The sequence below is a fragment of the Pseudomonas sp. MSSRFD41 genome, assembly GCF_014230245.1.
Lineage (GTDB): Bacteria > Pseudomonadota > Gammaproteobacteria > Pseudomonadales > Pseudomonadaceae > Aquipseudomonas > Aquipseudomonas piscis.
In genome coordinates this window covers 57300-80089 of sequence record NZ_JACKZK010000019.1, presented here as the reverse complement: position 1 = coordinate 80089, position 22790 = coordinate 57300, and the positions used below count along the sequence as shown (strand labels likewise).

Below are 22790 nucleotides of genomic sequence, written 5' to 3'. Positions count from 1 at the left end.
TCAGTGCCCGGCCTGCAGGGCAATCGGTTGTGGATGGGCCAGGCCACCCCGGCACTTGAGAATCCGCAGCTGCACAGGATGGCCCTGCAAGGTCAGGCGCAGGGCCGCTGGCGACGGGTTGTGCGCGGCCTCCAGGGGACGGTAGGCGAAGGCCAGGGTCTGGCCGCTTTCGGCCGCCACCTGCAAGCGCCGCAGGGCCCGGTCGTCGGCCTGTTGCGGCCAGCACAACACCGCGCCGCAACTGCCCGAGCGCAGGCATTGTTCGGCGGCCCACAAGGCATCGCGCTCTGCGGCCTGGATGATCGACAACTGGCGCAGATCCACCCCGGCGTTCTGCCAGGCCAGGGGGAAAGGCACGAACGGCGGCGCCACCAGGACGATGCGCTCCCCCGCCGCCGCCAGCCGCGCCAGGCTGGGCCAGAGCAATTGCAGCTCGCCCAGGCCCTGGGCGGCGACGAGGATTTCCGTCAGCGCCGCTTCCGGCCAGCCGCCACTGGGCAGCACCGCATCCAGGGCCGCGTGGCCGGTGGCATGCACACTGGCGGGCACGGCCGCCGGGCGGCCCTTCCAGACCCGCCCGGCATTGAACAGCGCGTCCAGGGCGACCACGGCGCCCATCAGCCCTGCCTCACCAGGCCACAGAACACGCCTTCGATGAACAGCTCGTGCTCGGCCGTGACCTCGATCGGCTGGTAGGCCGGGTTGCGTGGCAGCAGGCGAATGCCCTGGCCCTTGCGCTCGAAGCGCTTGATGGTCACCTCGCCATCGAGCCGGGCGATCACCGTCTGGCCATTGCGTGCCTCGGCGCTGCGGCGTACCGCCACCAGATCGCCGTCGAAAATGCCGTCGTCGATCATCGAGTCGCCCTGGACCCGCAACAGGTAGTCGGGCGTGCGTGAGAACAGCCCCGGGTCCAGCAGCAACTGGCCGTGGATCTCGGCATCGACGCCGATCGGCGCACCGGCGGCGACCCGGCCCAGCACCGGGATCTCCAGCAGCTCGGGGCGTGGCGCCTGGTTGAGCAGGCGGATACCCCGCGCCTGATGCGGGTTGACCTCGATGAAGCCGGCCTCGGTCAAGGCCAGTACATGCTTGCGCGCCACGCTGCGCGAGGCGAAACCGAAGGCCTCGGCGATCTCGGCAAGGCTCGGCGGCTGGCCGCGATCGGCGATGCGTTCGCGGATAAAGGTCAGGATGGCACTGCGCCGGGGAGATAAAGTCGTCATGGAGTACATTTGTACTCCTATAGGAATTTTCTGACAAGAATCGTACGAAATCTCTGAACACCACTCGTCCGATCGAGCGCCGGGCAAGCAGCGGCGGGCCTTGGCGAACAGGGCGCCGCGCAAATCTTGGCCAAGCCCGAGATGGCACTGCATTTGCTGCCAATACCGACAGCCGCCCAGAACACGCGAACGGGGGATACCCATGCAACTGACCAAGCCGCTGGCGAAGTGGGAAATGGCCGACTGGCACCAGATGCTCGCCAGGTTGCTGGAGAACAGCGCCCACCCGGGGTTCCCGGACTTGCTGTCGTACTCCCTGCAGTCCTTGCTGGCCCACGACAACGTGGTCATCAAGTCCTATCGCGCAGGCTGCCGTCCGCAGATCCTCTACGAGGACTATCCCGCCCAGCAGCACGAACGCTACATCGCGCGTTACCTGGACGACATCTACCGCCTGGACCCGGTGTCCTGCTCCATCGTCGATGGCCGCACCAGCGGCATCCTGCGCATCAACCAGCGCACCTGCCAGCTGCGCGACACCGATTACTACCGGCACTACTACCAGGAGCTGGACCTGGCCGATGAAATCGGCGTGCTGGTGCCCGTCGATGCCCAGACCACCCTGGTCATGTCCATCGGCAGGCGTTCGCGCTGCCTGGCCAGCACCCAGGAGCTGCAAGCACTGCACAACATCTACCCGATCCTCCAGCACCTGCTGCGCAGCTACAGCGACCAGCATCGCGCACTGCCCAGCACCACCAGCCCCCTGGAGCAGGCACTGGCGACTTTTGCCGGGGAACTCCTGACCCCGCGGGAGCGGCAAGTGGTGCGCCTGATGCTGCAAGGCAACCCCGGCAAGCTCATCGCCCGGCACCTGGGCATCAGCCCCGGCACGGTCAAGGTGCATCGACGCAATATCTACGCACGCCTTGCGGTGTCCTCGCAGATGCAGCTGTGCGACCTGTTTCTCAAGCAAGCCTCACGCCCACCTGCCCTGGCGTGACGCTCGCCCCGGCCAAGGCTGTTTCCGAAGGAAACACTTGCCCCGGGGCTCGCCCAAGGAGCGCCTGCCGCCCCTACCTCCTCGGGTGTATTTATCGATGGCCCCAGCCTTTCTAACCTCGGCTCGCACCCTCCCCGACAGCACCCCGAGAACCGGCGTACTCCCGTGCGCCAGAGAGGCAATGACTCCATGCAAACGGCACTTGTCTGGCACGAGCTCTACATGTGGCATTCCACCGGCAACCATGCCGGCCTGTTCGCCCCCGGCCTGCAGATCCAGCCCGGCCTGCACTTCGAGAACCCGGAAAGCAAGCGGCGGCTGAAGAACCTGCTGGATATCAGCGGCATCACCGAACAACTGCTGCCGATCAAGCCCAGGCCCGCCACCGACGAACAACTGCTGCGCGTGCATGGCGCCGACTACCTGCAGTACCTGCAAGGCCTCAGCGACCGGCAAGGTGGCGACGCCGGCGACAATACGCCGTTCGGCAGCGGCAGCTTCGAGATCGCCAAGCTCGCCGCCGGCGGGGTGATCGAGGCCGTCAAACAGGTGCTGCGTGGCGATGCGCGCAATGCCTACGCCTTGGTCCGCCCGCCTGGACACCATGCCGAAGCCGACCGTGGACGCGGCTTCTGCCTGCTGGCCAATGCCGCGCTCGCCGCCCATGAAGCCCTGGCGGTGCATGGCCTGGAACGGATCGCGGTGGTGGATTGGGACGTGCACCACGGCAATGGCACCCAGAGCATTTTCTGGGACGATCCACGGGTGCTGACCCTCTCCCTGCACCAGGACGGCAACTATCCGCAGGATTCGGGCAAGGTCGAGGAACAAGGGGCAGGCGCCGGCCTGGGTTTCAATCTCAATATCCCGCTCCCCCCGGGCTCAGGGGAAGGCGCCTACCTGCATGCCTTCGACGAAATAGTGCTGCCGGCCCTGGCCGCCCACCGTCCGCAACTGATCCTGGTGCCCTGCGGGTTCGATGCCGGGGCCCACGACCCATTGGGCCGCATGCTGCTGCACAGCGAGGCCTACCGCAAACTGACCACCCGGCTGATGCTCGCCGCCGAGCGCCTGTGCGACGGGCGCCTGGTGCTGTGCCACGAAGGCGGCTACGAGGCCAACTCGGTGCCGTACTTCGGCCTGGCGGTGATCGAGACCCTCAGCGGCCTGCAAAGCGGTATCGCCGATCCCCACCTGAGCGCCATGCGCGCCCTGCCGGGCCAGGAACTGGCCGAACACCAGCGGCAGTGGATCGCCCAGCTCAAGGCCAGCCTGCATTCACCGCTGCTGGAGCAGCCGGAGCGAGACTCATGAGCGTGCCATCCGCTCCAGCCATCGACATGGCGCAAAGCCGCGACCGCCTGCGCCTGCTGGCGGTGCTCCTGTTCTCCGCCATCGGGCCGCTGGTGCTGCTGACGGCACCGGCCCTGGCCAGCCGCTACATCGTCGAACTGGGCATGGATAACCGCCAGGTCGGCTGGCTGTTCAGCCTGGAGTTGGGCGCCATGGCCATCTCCACCCTGCCGACCTACCTGTGGATGCGCCGCTACGACTGGCGCTGGATCGCCGGCCTGGCCGGCAGCCTGTTCCTGTTGGGCAACCTGTTCAGCGCCTGGCTGATGAGCGAGCCGAGCCCCGGCTTCGGCCTCCTGGCCGCCCTGCGATTTCTCACGGCCTTCAGCGAAGCCGCGCTGGTGCTGGTGTGCCTGGGCACCGCCGGAACCTTGCCCAACGCCACCCGCGCGTTCGGCCTGTGGGTCACCGGGCAGCTGGTCCTGGCGGCGCTGTGCCTGCAGTTCATGCCATGGCTGTTCGAGCACTGGGGCGTTTCCAGCTTCTTCCTGCTGATCGCGCTGTTCACCGCCTTGATCTTGCCGCTGGTGCTTTCCCTGCCCGCCGGGAGTCACGACGATAGCCGCCCACTGCCGCCACGCCAGGCCCAGGCGATGCGGCTCAAGGTCTGCCTGGGCATGCTGGCGATCTTTCTTTTCTACTTGAGCCTCAGCGGCATCTGGACCTTCGCCGGCGAACTGGCACGCCTGCGCGGCATCAGCACCGGCGACAGTGCCAGCGCCCTGGCGACGGCTTCATTGATGGGCGTGGCGGGCGCGGCCATGGCCAGCTGGATCGGAGCCCGGGGCCGGCGTGCCTGGCTGCTGGCCCTGGGTTACCTGGCCATGACCGCGGGCTTGTGCGGCCTGCTCGGCGAGATCTCCACCTGGCGCTACCTGCTGGCGGCCTGCGCCTTCAAGTTCGCCTGGACCTTCGCCCTGCCCTTCCTGCTCTCGGCGATCAGCGACTACGACCGCCAGGGCGGCAAGCTGGTGGTGCTGGCCAACCTGGCCATTTGTGGCGGCCTGGCCGTGGGCCCGTCCCTCGCCGCCTGGCTGCTGGGCGACACCCTGGACTTTGGCCTGCTACTGCTGGCCTCCATGGCGATCTGCGCGCTGTCGTTCCTGGCCATCCTGCCGCTGGCCGGCAATCGGCGTTAGCTGCCATGCGCCCCTGGGCGGCGGGGTGGAGTGCCAGTCAGGCCGCTTGCAGGGCGCGCAGGTCGAGCTTGCCGTCCAGCAGTGGCGGGCACCAGTAGTAGCCACCGGTGATCGGCCGGCTCATGCGGTACAGGCCATCGGTGATGCCGTCCTCCAGGCCGCTCATGCGCCGCAGCTGGGCTTCGAAGGCGCTGAAGGAATGGCCAAAGGCGAGGAACATCAGGCCGCCCTTGTCACCTTCGAGCCACGGCATCGAGCGCCGTACGAGGAAGGCCTCGGGGGTGAAGCTTTCCTGGGCCGTGCGCTTGACGTGGGCCGAGACCGGAGCGTCGTCCAGTTCCTCGTTGTCGCTCAGGCGTCGGCCCATGATGTTGTCACGCTCTTCGGGCTGCATCGCGGCAAACCCCTTGAAATCATGCTGCCACTGCTGGATCGCGGCAAAGCTGCCACCGCGCAGCCCGGCCTCGCCAACGGCCAGGGCCGCCGTGGCTGCTGCCTCGTCCTGGGGGTTCTCGGTGCCGTCTTCGTAGCCGGTCAGGTCATGGCCGGTCTTGTGGCGGAAGGCCTCGTTCATCTGCACCAGGCGAAAGGCCGGGGCCAGCGCGGCCTCCAGCTCATTGCTGCGGTGCATCAGCTCGCCTCGCTCGTCGCCATGCAACCAGACCCACAGGGCGTGCTGGGTCGAAGGGTTATCGACGCCGACCCCGGTCAGTCCGGGGAAGGCCTTCAGTCCTGGCACACGAGCCCCCAGGGCCTTGACCAGCGAGGCACCGAACCCGGCCACGGCGCTGGCGCCATCGATCCGCGCCAGCAATTGGTCGAGCGCCTGGGGCAACGCCGCGATGGACTCGAGGGCGAAAAACAGGTGGCGGGCCTGGGACGGAACGGGGGCAGCGAGGATGCCGGACTGGTAGTAACTCATGGGAACTCCTGAATGAAAGCGCGGAGTTTACCGCCGCCGCAGGCCGTGCGCGACCCGCAGGATCACCTGGATCTTGCGATCGCTGAAGGGCCCGCGGCCCTTGACGCAGCCTCGCCCTGGCTCGACAGCGGCTACACCGGATTCGCGTAGCCGCTGCCGCAGGCTGCGTACGGGCGCGCAGCGGCCGCAGAAACGCCAGACCCGCTCAATGCAACGCCGCGTCTTCGCGAAAGGCGCTGGGGCTCAGGCCGGTCCAGCGCTTGAAGGCCCGGCGAAAGCTGCGCACGTCGCTGTAGCCCACCTCTTCGGTGATGCGCTCGATGGACAGTTCGGGGTTGCCCAGCAGGTTCAGGGTCCGCGCCTGGCGCACCCGTTCCAGCAGGGTCTCGAAGGTCAGGCCGTGCTCGGTCAGGCGCCGGCGCAGGGTGCGCCCGCTCATGTTCAGGTCCCCCGCCACCTGCTCGATATGGCTGCCGGAGCGCAAATCCCGGGACAAGGCCCGCTCCACCGCCTGGATCAGGTCCATCTTCTGGTGCACCTGGGCGCTTTCCAGCTCCAGCAGCTTGAGGGCCTGGCGCAGCGCCACCGGATGGTGGTTGGGCAGCGGCGCCTGCAACCAGCGGGCCTCGATCACCATGCGCGCGTGCAGGCAACCGAAGTGCACGTTCGGTCCCAGCAACTGGGTATAGAGCCCGGCATAGGCCGGCGCGGCATGCATGAACTCCACCCGCAGCGCCTGGAAGTCAGCGCTCAACAGCGCCCGGCCATAGATCAGCAAACTGGCGAAGAACTCCTCGGCGGCGAAGATCTGCACCTCGCCGTAGGGCAACCGGCATTGCAGCTCGACGAAGAACTCCTCGCCCTGGCGCCCGATATCGGCACTGACGATGGTGCCCGAGGTGTGTTGGTGACGGATGCCCAGTTCGAAGGCGTCGCCCAGGGTCCGGCACAGGGACAGGGCATGGCCCAGCAGGCCCAGGGTGCCCAGCACGTTGCGGCTGCCGACCCAGAGCCCCAGCCCTTGCTGGGGCAACGCGTCCAGGGCCCGTTCGATCATCGCCACCGCCTGGCGGTAGGAGATGCGCAGGGTCGGGTCCTGCAGGTCCTCCTGGGTGAAGCCCAGGCCCCGGCACAGGCGCTCGGCGCTGATGCCCTTGTCGTTGGCGACATCGGCCAGGGTCTGCAACAGGAAAGGTGAAACCAGTGCCAGCTGGTCATGGGGATCGACGGCTTTGTTCATGGAGGCGATTCCGGGCCGCTTGGGCGGCTGTTCTTATTTTGTCGGGACAACACCGCTGCCAAGGCTGCACCGGCCAGGCCAAGCATATCCCTTCCCACAGGCTTTGGCGGAGGAATGTAACAAGGCATTGCAAAGTGTCCGACAAAGTCCCCCTGGGTGGCCGCCAATACCCTGCCCCACGAACCGGCCAGGGCTTATTTCTATGGGGCGGCCGGTGCCCCCGCCGCTGCCCTCCTACTAACAATAAGAATGAGCCCAACCATGCACCCGACCCGTCCCAGTTTTCCCCTGCGCCCAGGCCTGGCCCTGGTCCTGGCCACGTGCTGCGTGAGCGTCCAGGCCACCGAGTCCGGCGTCGACAACATAGGTCCCGGCACCGACGGTTTCTACGTCCTGCCGCTAGGGTCCGACCAGCTTCCGGACCACATGTTCTCCTTCAACCTCTACTACAACCACTACCAGGCGAAGAAGCTCGACATCAGCTCCATGGGCGGCAAGGTCCCGGGGGTCAAGATCACCTCCGACGCGATCATCCCGCGCCTGGACTACCTCAGCCCGATACGCATCTTCGGCGGGCGCCTGGGCGGCTACGCGGCCCAGCCCTACCTGCGCCAGCAGGTGGCGATGTTCGGCCAGAGCGACCGCCGCGAGAGCATGGGCGACACCACCCTGGCGCCGATCATCCTCTGGGACATGGGCCCCGACCTGACTCTGGCCGCGGCCGTGGAGGTGACCCTGCCCACAGGCGAATACGACAAGGAGCGGATGGCCAACACCAGCAACAACTTCACCACCTACAAGCCTCTGTTCTCCATGACCTGGCTGCCCACCGAGCGCACCGAGCTGTCGTTCAAGAGCACCTACAGCTTCAACAAGGAGAACCACGCCACCCACTACCGCTCCGGGCAGATCTTCCACTTCGACTACTCGGCCAGCTACCGGGTGACCGACGACCTGAGCCTGGGGCTCAACGGCTATTACCTGAAGCAGACCACCGACGACAAGCAGTTCGGCAAGACCGTGACCTTCATGGGCGAGGACGTCAGCGACGGCGTGCGCGGCCAGGTATTCGCCATCGGCCCGGCGCTGCACCTGCGGTTTCTCAAGTACGCCAGCGCCGAGATCCGCTGGGCCAAGGAGTTCGATGTGGAGAACCGCCCCGAGGGCGACATGCTCTGGGCCAAGCTGACCATTCCTTTCGCCCTGTGAGCCCGCTCGGCGGCTGCCGGTTTCGTGCAGCCGCCGCAGGCTGCGCATGGCCTGCAAGGCCACGGCGGTCCGGGCATCGCTGAAGGTCCTGCGGACCTTGGCGCAGCCTCGCCGTGGCTCGACAGCGGCTACAGGCTTCGGGTAGCCGCTGTCATGGGGGTCAGGCGTAGACCGGCCAGCGCTCGACGATGCGCCCGCCGCGCAGGGCCAGCAGGTCGCCGAACTGCAGCAACACCGCTTCGCTCTGCTGCGGGCGCAGAAAGATATGGTCGTCCACCGCCAGGCCCACGGCGCTTGAGCCGTTGACCATTTCTTGGTTGGAGCTGCGACCGAACAGGCCGTTGCTCTGCAAGCCCGCCGGCGATTCGAAATCCGCCAGCCAGTGCCCGCCGTAGATGAAGAAGGTCTCGCGCTGGTTGCTGTCCCACCAGGACAACAGCCGTGACTTGTCATCCAGGGCCGGGATCCGCACCGGCCCGGTGCTCTTGAGCACCGGGGTGGCGATGAACGCCGCCGGCTGGTGCTGTTCCAGGGATGGCAGGTCGTAGTGGCTGGGCTTGAGCATCGCCGTGCCCACCGAGACCTCGGTACTCAGGGATTCCTGCTCGTGCCGCCGATAGCTGGGGCTGCCGGCCGTGTTCAGGGTCAGGCCCGCGCGCCACAGCGCCGGGTACTGCTGGCGGGTGAAGTCGACGAAGCCTGTGTAGATCGCCATGACCTTGGCGAACAGACCTTCCGGCGAGCCGAGGATCCCCGGCACGCCCATGTCGACGAACGGGTCGTACCCCATGAACCCGGCGAACTCCAGGTGCTGCGGGTGAGCGGCGATCAACGCCAGCATCCGCCCCAGGGCCGCGTTGTCCGCCACCCCGCCACGGTGCAGGCCCACATCCAGCTCGATATTGATGCGCATCCTGGTGCCCAGGCCCTGGGCCAGCGCCAGGTATTGCTGCAGGCGCTCGGGAGTATCCAGCAACCATTGCAGTTGCCGGGCCGGATCGAACGGGCCCTGGTGCTGCTGGTAGAACAATTCGGCGGCGCGCACCGGCAGCGGCTTGCCCAGGAGGATGTCGGCGTCGGCGAAGACCTGGGCATCGTGGTTGAGGAACGGCTGGTGGAACGACATCAAGCGCCGGGTCCCGGCACGCTGGGCGATATAGGCCAGCAGCCCGGGCGACGGCAGTGATTTCTCCACCAGGCGCAGGTGCTTGCCGCCGCGCTGCACCGATTGCTTGACCACGTCGATGTTGTGGTCCAGGCGATCGAGGTCGATCAGCATCACCGGCTGCATCGGCCCGTTGGCCTTGAGCTCGCGATTGAGCCCGGCGAAATAGGCATCGTAGGGCGCGCCCCGCTCGCCCGGCCGCAGCCAGGCGCCGACACCCGCCAACAAGACGCCGGCCCCCAGGGTGCCGGCCATGAAACGACGACGGTTCATGGTGCTGATCTCCGCTTCATGCCACCCCCAGCACCGAGGCCAGGTGGGCGTTGATGAATGTGCCGCGTGGGTCCAGCTCCTGGCGCACCTTGGCGAAAGCCTGCCATTGCGGGTACAGCGCCTGGAGGTGGCGGGCGTTGAGGCTGTGGTGCTTGCCCCAGTGCGGGCGCCCCTGGTACTTCCAGAAGATCGGCTCCACCGCGGCGAAGAAGTTGTGGTGGTCCATGCTGTAGTGCTGGTGCACCGAGATCGAGCAACTGTCGCGCCCCTCGAACATGCTCAGGGGAATGTCGTCGGCCTTGACGTAGCGGTACTCGATGGGAAACCAGGTGCGCAGGTCCTTGTCATGGATCAGCGCGAGGATCTCGCGCAGGCAGGCCGGCCCCAGGTGCGCCGGCACCGAGTACTCCATCTCGTTGAAGCGCACGCTGCGCACGTTGGCGTAGACCTGGTAGGAATCGCCCACCCGTTCATCGAAGCTCGCCAGCCAGCGCAGGCTATTGAGCAGGTGGCGCCGGGTGTCGGGAAAATCGCTGACGTACTTGTCCAGGTTCTCGATCAGGCTGACGAACTCGTTGCCGCCCTCCTCGGCCGGATCGCGAGGCGCGGTGGCCGGGTCCGTGGTTTCGTTCAGCGCCACCGCCAGGGCGTAGTCGGAATGGGTGACCACGAGCATTTCCCAGTGCTGGTTGCTGCGGGTCAGGTGGTCCATGTCCTCCAGCAGTTCGTCGGTCTTGGCGATCCACTGCTTCTCCCGCAGGCGATAGGCCTCGCGGTTCTGCAAGCGCACCCGGGTCGTCACCCCCAGCGCCCCCAGGGACGCCCGCGCGGCATGGAACACCTCGGCGTTACGCTGGCGGTCGCAGTCCAGCACCTGGCCAGCGGCGGTCACCAGTTGCAACCCGCAGACCTGGCTCGAATAGGAACCGAAGCCGACCCCGGTGCCATGGGTCGAGGTGGCAATCGCCCCGGCCAGGGTCTGGTAGTCGATATCGGCCATGTTCCACAGAGCCTGCCCCACCGCCTTGAGCGCCGGCCCCATGAGCGACATCGGCGTACCGCCGGCGAACTCCGCCTGCAGGGTCTTGGGATCGTGCTCCAGCAGGCCGTTGAAATAGGCCAGGGAGAGCAAGGTGCCGTCGGTGGGCACCAGGGCGCTGAAGGAGTGCCCCGAGCCCACCGGACGGATCTTGCCCGGGGCCTTGCGGATCACCTGGACCAGCTCGTCCAGGTCCTTGGGCGCCAGGCGTGCCTCGGGCAGGCAGCTTTGCGCGCCGGACCAGTTGCGCCAGGGAATCAGCCGCGGGGCGCGGACCAGTTCGGCCATCAGCGGGTTGCTGCACAGCGCGGTGAATGCGCCGAGGGCGCCGGCCCCTTGCAACAGGCGACGGCGAGAGAGGTGCATGACCATGGAAGGTGACCTTGTATTTTTATTGGAATGAATGGCCGGACATGAAGCGGATCAGCGCCAGGAACTGCTCTTCGGAACACTGCATGCACTGGCCCATGGGCGGCATGCCCTGGTAACCGTTGATGCTGTGGTCCAGCAGGGTATCGGCGCCCTGGGCCAGCCGCGGGGCCCAGGCCTTGGCATCGCCGGCCAGCGGCGCGCCGGAAGCCGGGTTGGCATGGCACAGCTTGCAACTGCTGTCGTAGATCCGCGCCAGGTCCGGGTCGGCCGGGCTCTGGCGGGTCGCGTCAACGCGCCCGGAAGCCGGCGGCTCGGCATCGCCGCAAGCGCCCAGGGACAAGCCCAGGGCCAGTACCAGGGCGCCGCGACAGGCCGGGGCGAGCAAGCGCCGCAACGGGGGGAAAAACACAAGGGTGACGCTGGGCATAGGCAGTCCTCGGGGCAGCCGGGCAAAGGGTCGATCCCGGCCATGGGATCCACCTCACAGGGCAACACTAAGGCACCGGAGCCCCCGGGTTGAGGGCATTGGCGGCCAGCCAAGGGGACTTGGCCGGACAGCCGGCCAGAGCGCCCGGCCTGTGCTCGGACCGCCTGCGGCCAAGGCTTGGCGCAGGCCGCCGAGAACAGTTGCCGGGCATCCGCTGAAACGTTTAATCTCGAACCATGACCGCCTGCCGGCCGAGCGCAGAAACTGCTGAAGAACCCGGCCGTTCAGGCGTATAACAGGCCATTGAAAAACATGGGCGAGGCAGCCAGCGCAAGGCGAAAACAGGCGAAAAAGCGCCGTTTACCCCAGGTAAATGAGCATTTTGACCGGGCTGGCGCACCCGCCTGTTTTCAACGCAGCGATGGCAACGCAGGTCGTTTTTCAACGGCCTGATAAACCCAGGAACGACGAATCGCCTGTCATCCGCGCCAGAGCCATTTCCAACACGGGGTAGAGTCATGACCACAGCCAAAGTCCTCAGCAACCTGTTTCCAACCGCCAGCGACATCCCCGAAGCCTATCGCCTGCCCGACCCGGTGGAGCAACGCGACTACCTGGTGGATGGCCAGCTGCGTATCTGGAACGGCCCCCTGGCCCAGGTCCGCAGCCCGATCTACCTCACAGGCGCCGACGGCGACCGGCAGGTGATCCTCGGCAGTACCCCGTTGTTGGATGCCGACACCGCCCTCAGTGCCCTGGACGCCGCCGTGCGCGCCTACGACCGGGGCCAGGGCGCCTGGCCAACGATGCGCGTGGCCGAGCGCATCCAGCATGTGGAGGCCTTCCTGGCGCGCATGCGCGAGCAGCGCACCGCGGTGGTCAAGCTGTTGATGTGGGAGATCGGCAAGAACCTCAAGGACTCGGAGAAAGAGTTCGACCGCACCTGCGACTACATCGTCGACACCATCGGCGCGCTCAAGGAACTGGACCGGCGCTCCAGCCGCTTCGAACTGGAGCAGGACACCCTCGGCCAGATCCGCCGCGTGCCCCTGGGCGTGGCCTTGTGCATGGGGCCCTACAACTACCCGCTCAACGAGACCTTCACCACCCTGATCCCGGCGCTGATCATGGGCAACACCGTGGTGTTCAAGCCGGCCAAGCTCGGCGTGCTGCTGATCCGCCCATTGCTGGAGGCGTTCCGCGACAGCTTCCCGGCCGGGGTGATCAACGTCATCTACGGCAGCGGCCGCGAGACCGTCAGCGCCCTGATGGCCAGCGGCAAGATCGACATCTTCGCCTTCATCGGCACCAACAAGGCCGCCAGCGACCTGAAGAAACTCCACCCCAAGCCGCACCGCCTGCGCGCGGCCCTGGGCCTGGACGCGAAGAACCCGGGAATCGTGCTGCCCGATGCCGACCTGGACAACGCCGTCAGCGAAGCCCTGACCGGCGCCTTGTCGTTCAACGGCCAGCGCTGCACCGCGTTGAAGATCTTGTTCGTCCACGAAGCGGTGGTGCAGCGCTTCATCGAGCAATTCAATGCCAAGCTGCACAGCCTCAAGCCGGGCATGCCCTGGGAGCCCGGCGTGGCCCTGACCCCGCTGCCGGAGAACACCAAGGTCGACTACCTGCAGGGCCTGGTGGCCGATGCCCAGGCCCATGGCGCGCAGGTGGTGAACCCCGATGGCGGCGTGTCCCGGGCCTCGTTCTTCTACCCGGCGGTGCTGTACCCGGTGAACCCGCAGATGCGCGTGTACCACGAGGAGCAGTTCGGCCCGGTGGTGCCCATCGTGCCCTATCGCGACCTGGAGACGGTGATCGACTACGTGCTGGAGTCGGACTTCGGCCAGCAACTGAGCCTGTTCGGCAGCGACCCGGCGCAGATCGGCAAGCTGGTGGACGCCTTCGCCAACCAGGTGGGGCGGATCAATATCAACGCCCAATGCCAGCGCGGCCCGGACACCTTCCCCTTCAACGGCCGCAAGAACTCCGCCGAGGGCACGCTGTCGGTCCATGACGCGCTGCGCACCTTCTCGATCCGCACCCTGGTGGCCACCAAGTTCCAGGCGCGCAACAAGGAGCTGATCAGCGACATCATCCGCAACCGCGACTCCAGCTTCCTGACCACCGACTACATTTTCTAGCAAGGCCCGGGGGCCTGCCTGGCAGGCTCCCTCCACTCGCTGCCTTTCACCCACCACAGGAGAAACCGGTCTGGGCCCTTTCAAACACCTGCGGGGCACACGCCTGCCCTCCTGGCTGCGCCATCTGCTGCGGCCAGTGCTCGACCCGTACCGGCGTTATCGCCATGCCCGGTTGATCCACGCGGTGCGGGTGGTCCTCGGGCTGATCGCCACGATCCTCCTGACCACCGGCCTGAACCTGCCCCACGGCGAATGGGCCTCGGTGACCATGCTGGTGGTGATCGGCGGCCTGCAGCACCACGGCAACATCGGCAAGAAAGCCGCCGAACGGGCCATCGGCACCCTGGTGGGCGCCGGGGTCGGCCTGCTGCTGATCGTGCAGCAGGCGTACTTCGGCCAGCCCTGGCTGACCTACCTGGGCATGTCGGCGGTCTGCGGTTATTTTTCCTACCACGCCATCGGCAAGGGCGGCTACACCGCGCTGCTGGCGGCGATCACCGTGTTCATCGTCGCCGGCCATGGCGACAACCAGGTCAGCGACGGCCTGTGGCGGGCGGTGGATATCCTGATCGGCATCGCCCTGGCCCTGGCGTTTTCCTTCGCCATCCCGCTGTACGCGGTGTACTCCTGGCGCTACAACCTGGCCGGCGCCCTGCGCGACTGCGCGCAGTTGTACGGGCGGATCACCAAGGGCCAATCGGTGACCGACGACGAGCACCTGAGGCTGCTCGGGCGGGTCAACAGCGCCATGCTGCAACTGCGCTCGCTGATGCCCTCGGTGTCCAAGGAAGTGCGGATTTCCATGACCGAGCTGGACACCATCCAGCGCAACCTGCGGATGTGCATCAGCACCCTGGAGATCCTCGGCAATACCCGCCCCGATGCTGGCGACCGCCAGGCCATGGCGCAGATGCAACTGGGCCTCAAGGCCGAGCACCGGCAGATCCGCATGCACCTGGTGGGCATGGCCCGGGCCCTGCAGTCAGGCATTACCCAGCGCCTGGAAAAACCCCTGGAGGCCAGCCCGGGCAATGCCCTGGAAGCACCGGCGCACTCGGCACCGGATGGCTACCGGCTGCTGACCCGGCAGTTGGTGGCGACCCTCGGCGAGATGCGCCAGCGCCTGGCCAAGAGCGCCCGGCACTGGAAGATCTAGAACAGCTCGCTGAACGGAATGAAGCGCGCCAGATCCCCGGCCTGCAGGGTCCGCCCTTCGGGAATCTCCACCAGGCCATCGGCCCAGCAGGCCCCCAGCAGCACCCCGGAGCTCTGGTTCGGATAGAGCACCGCCCGCCCCTGCTCCAGGCGCGCGCGCAGGTACTCTCGACGGCTGCCGGCCCGGGTCCAGTCGAAGGCCACCGGCACCATCACGCCCAGAGGCTCGACCTCGCCCACGCCCTGGATGCGCAGCAGGTAGGCACGGGCCAGCAGGCCGAAGGTCACCAGGGCCGAGGCCGGGTTGCCCGGCAGGCCGATCACCGGCACCTGGCCGAAGTAGCCCACGGTCAACGGTTTGCCGGGCTTGATCGCCAGTTTCCAGAACAGCGGCCGGCCACTGTCGCGCAGCACCTGGCCCAGGCAGTCGGCATCGCCCGAGGACACTCCGCCCGTGGTGAGGATCAGGTCGGCACCGTGCTGCAGTTGCTCGAGCCGTAGCCGGGTCTGCTGCGGCTGGTCCGGCAGGATCCCGGCATCAATCACCTCGCAGCCCAGGGCATCGAGCCAATGCCGGAGCAAGGTGCGGTTGCTGTTGTAGATGCAGCCTTCGCGCAGCGGCATGCCCGGCTCCAGCAGCTCGTCACCGGTGGACAGCAGCGCCACCCGGGGCTTGCGCACCACCGGCAACCGGGTACAACCCTGGGCGGCGGCCACCGCCAGCTCGAAGGGCCCTAGGCGCGTGCCGGCCTCGAGCAGTACCTGGCCGGCGCGGTTCTCCTGGCCCTGGGGACGGATGTTCTGCCCCGGTTTGAGCGCCTGGGTAAAACGCACCCGGCCATCATCCAGCCGCTCGACGTTCTCCTGCATCTCGACGCAGTCGGCGCCGGCGGGCACCGGGGCGCCGGTGAAGATCCGCGCGCAGGTGCCCGGCTGCAACGGCGTACCGGGCCGGCCGGCGAACACCGTCTGCGCCACCAGCAGGGGCTGGCCGTCCCAGTGGGCAAGGTCCAGGGCGTAGCCGTCCATGGCGCTGTTGGGCCAGGGCGGCAAATCCAGGGTCGCCACCAGGTCGCAGGCCAGGACCCGCTGCCGGGCCTGGTCCAGGGCCAGCTCCTGGCTCTGGTCCAGTTGCCGGGCATCGGCCATGGCCAGCAGGCTGGCCAGCGCCTGCTCCACCGGCATCAGCTTGCCCTGGCTCATCCGCGGGACTCGCAGGCCTGCACCGGCTTGAGGTGCGGGACGAAGTTGCACGGCCGGTGCCGGGCATCCAGCTGCTCGGCGAGGATGCCTTCCCAGGCGGTCCGGCAAGCGCCGGTGGAGCCCGGCAGGCAGCACACCAGGGTGCCGTTGGCCAGCCCGGCCAGGGCCCGGCTCTGCACCGTGGAGGTGCCGATATCGAGGATCGAGATCGCACGGAACAACTCGCCGAAACCATCGATGCGCTTGTCCAGCAGGCAGCCCACGGCTTCCGGGGTGCTGTCGCGGCCGGTGAAGCCGGTGCCGCCGGTGATCAGCACCACCTGGATGCGCTCGTCGGCGATCCAGGTCGCGACCTGGGCGCGGATCTTGTACAGATCGTCCTTGAGCAGGTTGCGCTCGCTCAGGGTGTGCCCGGCTTCGAGCAAGCGGCTGACCAGCAACTGCCCGGAGGTATCGGTGGCATATTCCCGGGTATCGCTGACCGTCAGCACGGCAATATTCAAAGGTACAAACAACGCATCCGCCTTCACGCTCATGTCACTCTCCGACCGCCAAGATAAAAATCATGGACCCAGGCTAAAGGCCGCAAAGCGCGGCTGTCTAATCGTTCTGGCTGACCGGATTATCGACCCGCTCTATCGTCGCCAGGCCCGTGCCAGGGCCTGATAAGCCGGATCGATCAGCCATTCGAATGTTCCGATTGGACGCCGCGGACAGACAATGAGATCGTGCCCGCCATCGACCTGACATGCCCGTGACCCATGACCCCGACCCGACCTGCCAGCGCCACTCCCCTGCCCTGCTCGATCCTGCTGCTGGCAGGCGGGCGCGGATTGCGCATGGGCGGCCGGGACAAGGGCCTGGTGCCCTGGCGCGGCCGGCCGCTGATTGCCCATGTGCACGACGTGGTGCGGCCCCTGAGCGACGACCTGATCATTTCCTGCAACCGCAACGCCGAGCAGTACCGGCCCTACGCCGACCAGCTGGTGGCTGATGCCCAGCAGGATTTTCCCGGCCCGCTGGCCGGTGTCCTGGCCGGCCTGGCCCAGGCCCGGCACCCCTGGCTGCTGGTGCTGGCCTGCGATGCCCCATGCATCGACAGGGCCTTGATCGAGGCCCTGTGGCAAGCCCGCGGTGCTGGCGAACAACCGGTGATGGTGCAGCAGGACGGCCAATGGCAACCCATGTTCAGCCTGTTGCCGACGCGAGTGCTGGGCGATCTGCGCCAGGCCTGGGACCAGGGCGAGCGCAGCTTGCTGCGGGCCCTGCGTATATCGGGCCTGACGCCCCTGCGCTGCGCCGCCGACGATCCCCGGCTGAGCAATTTCAACAGCCCTGAACTACTGTCTGAAACACCCCCCGGCTCCCCGGCCTGAAGGCTGGCGCAACAGCCCGGGACGATCTTCGGGTCTTCCCACCGCTGGAACCTCTGCGTTAATACTGATGACGACCCTCCCACGACAGGTGCCATTGTGGACATCAAGCAACTGAAGTTTCTGATCGCGCTGGAACAGACCCGCCACTTCGGCCAGGCTGCCGCGCGCTGCCACATCACCCAGCCGACCTTGTCCATGCGCCTGCGCAACCTGGAGGACGAGCTGGACCTGATCCTGGTGACCCGGGGCCAGCGTTTCGAGGGTTTCACCGAAGCCGGCGAACGGGTGCTGGCATGGGCCAAGACCCTGCTCGCCGCCCATGACGGGCTGTTCGCCGAAGCCGCCGCCTGCCGCGGGCAACTGGTGGGTAACCTGCGCCTGGGCCTGGTGCCCCTGAGCGGCTTCAACCCCATCGGCTACGTGCAGAAGCTGTCGGCGAGCTTTCCCGAGCTCAAGTTCAGCCTGTCGTCCGCAAGCTCCGACCGCATCATCGAAGAGATCGGCAACAACCAGCTGGACCTGGGGGTCTGCTACCTGGACCACGTCAACCCCAACTACCTGGATTTCTTCGAGATCGGCGAGACCCGGGTCGGCCTGCTGTACGACACCCGGCACTTTCATTTCGAAGGCAACGAGATGAGCTGGGAAGAGGCCGCCGAACTGCCGCTGGGCATGCTCAGCACCGGCATGCACTATCGCAAGTCCATCGACTTGAGTTTCCGCAGCCGCGGCCTCAACCCGCAGCCGATCCTGGAAAGCGATTCGACCTACCAGCTGTTCCAGGCCATCCACGAGGGCTTCTGTTGCTCGATCATGCCCCTGGACAGCGGCCTGGACTCGCCGATCGAGAACCTGGCCTTCATCAGCCTGCCCGACGCCAGTGTGCTGGCGCCCCTGGGCATGGTGATGCGCAAGACCGAACCACGATCGGCGATTGCCGAAAAGTGTTTCGCCGAAGCTCGCAAGCTGTTCGCGATCAAGGGCGAATGACCGTTTAGCGCGCCTGCGGGCGCAGCAATAGCAAGAGGTGGATGCATGGTTTGCCGGATCGAACAAGCGGATCAACAGCCCGAGGCCAACGCACCGGCCCCGGCGCCGCAGAGCGTGGCCTATCGCGAATACGGCTCGCCGCAAGAGGCCCACGCGCCCCTGGCCGCCGAGACCGCCCTGGCCATCACTTACAACGGCCTGAGCCAGGCAGTGATGATGGTGTCTCCGGGCAACCTGGAGGATTTCATCCGTGGCTTCAGCATCACCAACGATATCGTCACCGGCCTGGACGAGATCTACGACATCCGCCTGAGCCATTTCCCCCAGGCCTGCCAGGCCGACGTGCAGATTTCCAGCCGGGCCTTCTGGGCCCTCAAGGACCATCGCCGGCAACTGGCCGGGACCAGCGGCTGCGGCTTGTGTGGAGTCGAGGCCCTGGAGCAGGCCCTGCCGCAGCTACAGGTGCTGGAACCGACGCCAGTGCCGCCGGTGGAACACCTGCAGGGCCTGCGCGAGCGCATCGAGCAAGCCCAACTCATGGCCCGCAGCAGCGGCGCCCTGCATGCGGCGCTGTACTTCGATGAACAAGGAGAGGTACGCCTGTGCCAGGAAGACATCGGCCGCCATAACGCCCTGGACAAGCTGATCGGCGCCCTGCTCCACGCCGGGATCGACGCGCGCCTGGGCTTTACCGTGGTCACCAGCCGCTGCAGCCTGGAGCTGATCCACAAGGCCGTGCGGGCACGCCTGGGCACCCTGGTCAGCCTCTCGGCGCCCACCGCCCTGACCGTGCAATGGGCCAACAAGCACCATCTCAACCTGATCCACGTCCCCCATCGCAGCCCGCCACGGATCTACAGCCCGGTGTAACCGCACGGCATTCCTGTAGCGCGTGAAGTCGCTCGCGCTGCAAGGCGCAACCTGGCCATCCGCTTGGGCAGGCGCTCGATCAGGTATAGCGAGGATTCGGGTCTACGGCCTGCGCTGCCGAGCGGCAGCGAGCGCCCTCGCCACCCAGAGTCGGTTCCAGATCTACCGCAGGTGCTCAGGGTTGCTGCCAGCGGCTGGCGGCCTGCTGGTCGCTCGCACGGCCTTCGACCCAATGTTCGCCGCTGTCGGTGACTTCGCGCTTCCAGAACGGCGCGCGGGTCTTCAGGTAATCCATGATGAAGTCACAGGCCTCGAAGGCGGCCTGGCGATGGGCGCTGGCCACGCCGACGAAGACGATCGGCTCGCCGACCCGCAGCAGCCCGACCCGATGCACCAGCTCGACCCGCAGCAGCGGCCAGCGCTGCTCGGCCTGTGCCACGATGTCCTGCAAGGAGCGCTCGGTCATGCCCGGGTAATGCTCGAGGAACAGGCTCTGCACCGCCTGCCCCAGGTTCAGGTCGCGCACGTAGCCGACGAAGGTCACCACCGCCCCCACGGCCGGATCGCCGGCCTGCAGGGCGGTGTTCAAGGCATCGAGGCTGAAGGCCTGTTGCTGGACCTGGACACCCATGCCTCAGCCCCCCGTCACTTGCGGAAAGAAGGCGATCTCGTCGAAGTCCTCGATGGGCGCGTCGAGCTTGCACAGGTCCTGGTTCAGCGCGCACATCAGGCTGTTTTCCCCCAGGACCCGGGCCCAGTTCTCGTCCCGGGCCATGAGCAACCGGCGCACATCGCCAACCGTGCGCAGCTCGGCATGCAGCGCCAGCTTCTCGCCGCCGCTGCCCAGCTGTTCGCGGTAGCGGGCAAAGTAGTGGATGAGGATCATGGCTGTTCTCCTGCGATGAATGAACCGGACTTCCCGCCGTGTTTCTCCAGTAGCCGCACGCCCTCGATGACCATGCCGCGATCCACCGCCTTGCACATGTCGTAGACAGTCAGGGCGGCGACGCTGGCAGCGGTCATCGCTTCCAGCTCGACCCCGGTGGCACCGTTGAGCCGGCAACGGGTGGTGATTCGCACCCGGTCCGGCGCCACGGCGGCGAGCTCGACGCTGACCTGGGTGAGCAGCAAGGGGTGGCACAGGGGGATCAGCTCGTGGGTCTTCTTCGCCGCCATGATCCCGGCGATCCGGGCCACGGCGAATACGTCGCCCTTGGGATGGCCGTTGTCCTCCAGCAATTGCAGGGTGGCCGGGTGCATCCGCACCCAGGCCTCGGCCAGGGCCTCACGGTCGGTGGCGGGCTTGGCGGTGACATCCACCATGTTGGCCCGACCCTGGGCATCCAAGTGGGTCAACGCGGGACTGGCGACAGCGTCGTTCATGTTCAACCTCAGGCAAGGGAAAGCCCGGCGACCCGGGTGGGTCAGCTCAGGACGTAGTCCACCGGCTCGAGTACCGGCGGCAGTTCGGTGACGCCCAGGGCATCGAGGATCTCGCGCTCGATGTTGCGCACGATGGCGTCCAGGGGCAGGTCGTTCTCGTCACGACCGAAAGGGTCTTCCAGCTCGTCGCCGATGGCGTCCAGGCCGAAGAAGGTGTAGCTGACGATGGCGGTGAAGATCGGTGTCAGCCAGCCCAGGGGCTCGGCCATGGCAAAGGGCAGCAGGATGCAGAACATGTAGCTGGTGCGGTGCAGCAGCAAGGTGTAGGGAAACGGCAACGGCGTGGCCTTGATCCGCTCGCAGGTGGTCTGCGCCGTGGTCATGCCCGCCAGCAGGTTGGCGATCAGCATGTAGCGCCACTCGCCAAGGCGGCCCGATTCGGCCAGGCCCGAACACTGGCGCGAGACCAGGCGCAGCACGTTGTCACTAACGTTCGGGGTCGCCGCCGGCGGCAGCTGGCTGAGCCAGGTGCCCGCGGCCCCCAGCTCGTCCTCCTGGCGCAGCCGGGCCTTGAGGGCATGGGCGAACCCGCACAGGTTGCGCAGGATCGCGCCGCGCGCCTGGGCATCGTCGATCACCTGGGTCTCGCGGATCAGCGAACGCACGTCCGTGACGATACTGCCCAGGGCCTTGCGCGCCTCGTACCAGCGGTCATAGCAGGCGTTGTTGCGAAAGCTCATGAAGATCGACAGTGACAGCCCGAGCAAGGTGAAGGGCGTGGCGTTGACCTTGGAAAAGAACGCCGGCTGCAGGGTCTCGATCAACACGATGGCGGCGGCCAGCAGGGTCACCAGCAGGCTGCGCAGGGCGATGCGCTTGGCGATCGAGCCCTTGAGCGAAAACAGCACGCCGAGCAGGTTGGGTTTGGATCTGACGATCATCGAAGGACGGCCTCTGGACGATTCGGGCAAGCAAGGGATGGGGCCGGTCAGCCGCCGGTCATGTTCATGAAGCGCACCACCTGCACCTCATCGTTGAGCTCGAAGTGATGGCGATAGGGCTTGAGCTTCATGGCCTCGACGATGGCCTGTTCCAGGCGCTGGGTATCGCCCGGGTGGGCACGCAGCACGGCCTTGAGGTCCATCGAGTGTTCGTTGCCCAGGCACAGCAGCAAGCGCCCTTCCACGGTCAGCCGCACGCGGTTGCAGGTGCCGCAGAAGTTGTGGCTGTGGGGCGAGATGAAGCCCAGGCGGATCTGCGGTGCCTCGGCCAGGCGCCAGTAGCGCGACGGCCCCTGGGTCGATTCCGCCGACTCCATCAGGGTGTAGCGCTCGGCGATCCGCTCGCGCACCTGGGCGCTGGAAAAGAAGGCATCGCTGCGGCTGTGTTCGCTGATGGCGCCCAGGGGCATCTCCTCGATGAAGGAGATGTCCAGGCCACGGTCGATGGCGAAGGCCACCAGGTCGTTGACCTGCTGGTCGTTGCGCCCCTTCATCACCACGCAGTTGAGTTTGGTGCGGGTAAAACCAGCGGCGTTCGCCGCATCGATCCCGGCCAGCACCTGGGACAGCTCGCCGGTGCGGGTCAGTTGGCGGAACAGCTGCGGGTCGAGGCTGTCCAGGCTGATGTTCAGGCGCTTGACCCCGGCATCGAACAAGGGCGCGGCCAGCTTGCCCAGTTGCGAGCCGTTGGTGGTCATGCACAGCTCGCGCAGGCCCGGCAGCCGCGCAATGCGCCGGCACAGCTCGACCACCCCGGAACGCACCAGCGGCTCGCCACCGGTCAGGCGGATCTTGCGGGTGCCCAGGGCGACGAAACGCTCGGCCAGCTGGTACAGCTCTTCCAGGGTCAGGATGCGCTGGCGCGGCAGGAACTGCATGTCCTCGGCCATGCAATACACGCAACGAAAATCGCAACGGTCGGTCACCGACATGCGCAGATAGTCGACCCGGCGAGCAAAGCCATCCACCAATACTTGATCTGCCATCACCGCCTCTGTCGCCGATGCGAACTCATTGAATATTAGTTGAACTCCGACAGTGCAGCCGCGCTTGTCGCGAGTGATTGGCGGCAAGATTAAGAGCCATTCAAAAGTCCGTCCAATCGCTATTAACAACTGGTTGATCAAAAACATCTATCAAGCGCAAAGCTGTCGGATAAATCAATTCAACCTATTGTTTTCAAAAGAATTAATACCCCGATAGAGGTTCTCGATCAGTTGGTCATTAATTGCGATTAGACAGCCTGCACGGACGCCGAATAGGCTTTATTCGTGGCCCGAAAAAGGCCGCGAAAGTTACT

23 protein-coding genes are annotated in these 22790 nt (G+C 66.6%); 9 read left to right on the top strand and 14 right to left on the bottom strand.

The window, feature by feature from the left end; all coding sequences use genetic code 11:
* Positions 1-618 carry a translesion DNA synthesis-associated protein ImuA gene (gene imuA, locus H7A76_RS24155; RefSeq protein ID WP_185700819.1) on the bottom strand — a complete coding sequence of 206 codons (618 nt, stop codon included), beginning with the start codon at positions 616-618 and terminating at the stop codon, positions 1-3.
* Positions 618-1235, bottom strand: a complete 618-nt coding sequence (lexA, locus tag H7A76_RS24150) for a transcriptional repressor LexA (protein ID WP_185700818.1) — start codon at positions 1233-1235, stop codon at positions 618-620. Before lexA ends, imuA begins: the two co-directional genes overlap by 1 nt.
* A 193-nt stretch (positions 1236-1428) precedes the next feature.
* On the opposite strand from lexA, the gene H7A76_RS24145 reads away from it, so the two are divergent.
* The 3 genes from H7A76_RS24145 to H7A76_RS24135 all read left to right on the top strand — a co-directional run bounded on the left by H7A76_RS24145 (position 1429) and on the right by H7A76_RS24135 (position 4721).
* Positions 1429-2229: a LuxR family transcriptional regulator gene (locus tag H7A76_RS24145; protein ID WP_185700817.1), complete on the top strand. Its 801-nt coding sequence runs from the start codon at positions 1429-1431 to the stop codon at positions 2227-2229.
* 189 nt (positions 2230-2418) lie between these two features.
* Entirely contained in the window at positions 2419-3543 is a 1125-nt protein-coding gene (locus H7A76_RS24140) for a class II histone deacetylase (RefSeq protein ID WP_221775362.1), read from the top strand.
* Entirely contained in the window at positions 3540-4721 is a 1182-nt protein-coding gene (locus tag H7A76_RS24135; RefSeq protein WP_185700816.1) for an MFS transporter, read from the top strand. Before H7A76_RS24140 ends, H7A76_RS24135 begins: the two co-directional genes overlap by 4 nt.
* A 37-nt stretch (positions 4722-4758) precedes the next feature.
* Here the strand turns inward: H7A76_RS24135 and H7A76_RS24130 are convergent, their stop codons facing one another.
* Together H7A76_RS24130 and H7A76_RS24125 are read right to left on the bottom strand one after the other, a co-directional pair.
* Positions 4759-5643, bottom strand: coding sequence for a Dyp-type peroxidase (locus H7A76_RS24130; protein ID WP_185700815.1), 885 nt, complete (start codon positions 5641-5643; stop codon positions 4759-4761).
* Between the two features lie 205 nt (positions 5644-5848).
* Positions 5849-6883: an AraC family transcriptional regulator gene (locus H7A76_RS24125; protein ID WP_185700814.1), complete on the bottom strand. Its 1035-nt coding sequence runs from the start codon at positions 6881-6883 to the stop codon at positions 5849-5851.
* A gap of 261 nt (positions 6884-7144) precedes the next feature.
* Here H7A76_RS24125 and H7A76_RS24120 point away from each other — a divergent pair, with 261 nt between their 5' ends.
* A complete protein-coding gene (locus H7A76_RS24120; protein WP_185700813.1) occupies positions 7145-8092 on the top strand; it encodes a transporter in 948 nt (315 codons plus the stop codon).
* A gap of 160 nt (positions 8093-8252) precedes the next feature.
* Here the strand turns inward: H7A76_RS24120 and H7A76_RS24115 are convergent, their stop codons facing one another.
* From H7A76_RS24115 to H7A76_RS24105, 3 genes are all read right to left on the bottom strand, one after another.
* The gene (locus H7A76_RS24115; RefSeq protein WP_185700845.1) at positions 8253-9461 is read right to left on the bottom strand and encodes a DSD1 family PLP-dependent enzyme; all 1209 of its coding nucleotides are present in this window, start codon (positions 9459-9461) and stop codon (positions 8253-8255) included.
* An 85-nt stretch (positions 9462-9546) separates the two neighbouring features.
* Positions 9547-10857 carry a D-arabinono-1,4-lactone oxidase gene (locus H7A76_RS24110; protein WP_409519204.1) on the bottom strand — a complete coding sequence of 437 codons (1311 nt, stop codon included), beginning with the start codon at positions 10855-10857 and terminating at the stop codon, positions 9547-9549.
* A 103-nt stretch (positions 10858-10960) separates the two neighbouring features.
* Positions 10961-11368: a cytochrome c5 family protein gene (locus tag H7A76_RS24105; protein WP_185700812.1), complete on the bottom strand. Its 408-nt coding sequence runs from the start codon at positions 11366-11368 to the stop codon at positions 10961-10963.
* 518 nt (positions 11369-11886) lie between these two features.
* On the opposite strand from H7A76_RS24105, the gene H7A76_RS24100 reads away from it, so the two are divergent.
* Positions 11887-13512, top strand: a complete 1626-nt coding sequence (locus tag H7A76_RS24100; protein ID WP_185700811.1) for an NADP-dependent glyceraldehyde-3-phosphate dehydrogenase — start codon at positions 11887-11889, stop codon at positions 13510-13512.
* 115 nt (positions 13513-13627) lie between these two features.
* A complete protein-coding gene (locus H7A76_RS24095) occupies positions 13628-14668 on the top strand; it encodes an FUSC family protein (protein WP_185700843.1) in 1041 nt (346 codons plus the stop codon).
* Here the strand turns inward: H7A76_RS24095 and glp are convergent.
* Both glp and moaB read right to left on the bottom strand, forming a co-directional pair.
* On the bottom strand, positions 14665-15870 hold the full coding sequence (gene glp, locus H7A76_RS24090) for a gephyrin-like molybdotransferase Glp (protein ID WP_185700810.1): 1206 nt from the start codon (positions 15868-15870) through the stop codon (positions 14665-14667). The two genes, H7A76_RS24095 and glp, sit on opposite strands and share 4 nt — an antisense overlap.
* Positions 15867-16406: a molybdenum cofactor biosynthesis protein B gene (moaB, locus tag H7A76_RS24085; RefSeq protein ID WP_185700809.1), complete on the bottom strand. Its 540-nt coding sequence runs from the start codon at positions 16404-16406 to the stop codon at positions 15867-15869. Before moaB ends, glp begins: the two co-directional genes overlap by 4 nt.
* Positions 16407-16631: 225 nt before the next feature.
* On the opposite strand from moaB, the gene mobA reads away from it, so the two are divergent.
* The 3 genes from mobA (at position 16632) to fdhD (ending at position 19106) form a co-directional block, all read left to right on the top strand.
* Positions 16632-17246: a molybdenum cofactor guanylyltransferase MobA gene (gene mobA / locus H7A76_RS24080; protein ID WP_185700808.1), complete on the top strand. Its 615-nt coding sequence runs from the start codon at positions 16632-16634 to the stop codon at positions 17244-17246.
* Between the two features lie 96 nt (positions 17247-17342).
* A complete protein-coding gene (locus H7A76_RS24075) occupies positions 17343-18236 on the top strand; it encodes a LysR family transcriptional regulator (protein ID WP_185700807.1) in 894 nt (297 codons plus the stop codon).
* A gap of 45 nt (positions 18237-18281) precedes the next feature.
* Entirely contained in the window at positions 18282-19106 is an 825-nt protein-coding gene (fdhD, locus tag H7A76_RS24070) for a formate dehydrogenase accessory sulfurtransferase FdhD (RefSeq protein ID WP_185700806.1), read from the top strand.
* Positions 19107-19281: 175 nt separating this feature from the next.
* On the opposite strand, the gene moaE is transcribed toward fdhD, so the two are convergent.
* From moaE to moaA, 5 genes are read right to left on the bottom strand one after another with little or no spacing between them, the layout of a single operon-like run.
* Positions 19282-19737, bottom strand: a complete 456-nt coding sequence (gene moaE, locus H7A76_RS24065; protein ID WP_185700805.1) for a molybdopterin synthase catalytic subunit MoaE — start codon at positions 19735-19737, stop codon at positions 19282-19284.
* Between the two features lie 3 nt (positions 19738-19740).
* On the bottom strand, positions 19741-19992 hold the full coding sequence (locus tag H7A76_RS24060; RefSeq protein ID WP_185700804.1) for a MoaD/ThiS family protein: 252 nt from the start codon (positions 19990-19992) through the stop codon (positions 19741-19743).
* Positions 19989-20489, bottom strand: a complete 501-nt coding sequence (gene moaC / locus H7A76_RS24055; protein ID WP_185700803.1) for a cyclic pyranopterin monophosphate synthase MoaC — start codon at positions 20487-20489, stop codon at positions 19989-19991. Before moaC ends, H7A76_RS24060 begins: the two co-directional genes overlap by 4 nt.
* A gap of 41 nt (positions 20490-20530) precedes the next feature.
* Positions 20531-21430: a bestrophin family protein gene (locus H7A76_RS24050; protein ID WP_185700802.1), complete on the bottom strand. Its 900-nt coding sequence runs from the start codon at positions 21428-21430 to the stop codon at positions 20531-20533.
* A 47-nt stretch (positions 21431-21477) separates the two neighbouring features.
* On the bottom strand, positions 21478-22476 hold the full coding sequence (moaA, locus tag H7A76_RS24045; RefSeq protein WP_185700801.1) for a GTP 3',8-cyclase MoaA: 999 nt from the start codon (positions 22474-22476) through the stop codon (positions 21478-21480).
* Positions 22477-22790: the final 314 nt, after the last annotated feature.